The 1,252-nt window shown below is 74.4% G+C and carries 1 pseudogene; it reads right to left on the bottom strand.

The window, feature by feature from the left end:
* Nucleotides 1-1,252 (bottom strand): annotated as a pseudogene (locus E4P40_RS27600) (DEAD/DEAH box helicase); the annotation flags it as partial.

Genomic DNA, 1,252 nt, shown 5'->3' with positions numbered 1-1,252 from the left:
GCGCCAGGGCCTGCGCCCGACGTTCGGCCAGCGGAGCGTCGTCCTCGTACAGGAACTGGCCGACGTAACCGAACAGCAGCGACTGCGCGAACGGCGAGGCGGTGTCGGTCTGCACGTCGGCCACCCGCACCTTGCGGGCGCGCACGTCGCGCATCAGCTCGACGAGGCCCGGCACGTCGTAGACGTCCTGCAGGACCTCGCGGGCGGCCTCGAGCGTGATCGGGAACGAGGAGAACTCGCTGGCTACCGAGAGCAGCTGTGCGGCCCGCTGCCGCTGCTGCCACAGCGGGGTGCGCCGACGCGGATCGCGGCGGGGCAGCAGCAGCGCCCGCGCGGCGCACTCGCGGAACCGGCTGGCGAACAGCGCGGAGCTGCCGACCTCCGCCGTCACCTCCCGCTCGACGTCGTCGGGGTCGAGGATCGCCAGGTCGGCCTCAGGGGGCTCGCCGGTGGTGTCGGGGAGCCGCAGCACGATGCCGTCGTCGGAGTGCATGGCGGCGACGTCGACGCCGTACCGCTCGCGCAGCCGGGCGGCGAGCACCAGCGCCCACGGCCCGTTCACCTGGGCCCCGAACGGCGAGTGCACGACCAGCCGCCAGTCGCCGAGTTCGTCGCGGAACCGCTCGACCAGGAGCGTCCGGTCGTCGGGCAGATGGCCGGTCGCGGCCTTCTGCTCGGTGAGATAGGCCAGCAGGTTGGCCGCGCCCCAGTCGTCGAGGCCGGCCGAGCGGGCCCGTTCCAACCCGGCCTCCGGGGTGGCGGAACCCACCTCGCGGAGGAAGGCGCCGAGCGCGCGGCCGAGTTCGAGGGGGCGGCCCGGGGCGTCGCCCTTCCAGAACGGCATCTTGCCGGGCTGCCCCGGCGCCGGGGTCACCAGGACGCGGTCGTGGGTGATGTCCTCGATCCGCCAGGACGACGACCCGAGCAGGAAGACGTCGCCCACTCGGGACTCGTAGACCATCTCCTCGTCGAGCTCGCCGACCCGCCGTCCGCCGGTGCCCTCGGCCCCCACCAGGAAGACGCCGAACAGCCCCCGGTCGGGGATCGTGCCGCCGCTGGTGACGGCGAGACGCTGCGCGCCGGCGCGGGCGGTGAGGGTGTCGGTGACGCGGTCCCAGGTGAGCCGGGGACGCAGTTCGGCAAAGGCGTCGGAGGGATAGCGGCCGGCCAGCATGTCGAGGACGGCGTGCAGCGCGGAGTCCGGCAGCGAGGAGAACGCCGCCGACCGCCGCACCACCGCGGCGACCTCGTC

The sequence above is a fragment of the Blastococcus sp. CT_GayMR20 genome (assembly GCF_004570345.1).
The sequence above is the reverse complement of the archived record's forward strand: the minus strand, read 5'-3'. Positions and strand labels throughout refer to the sequence as shown.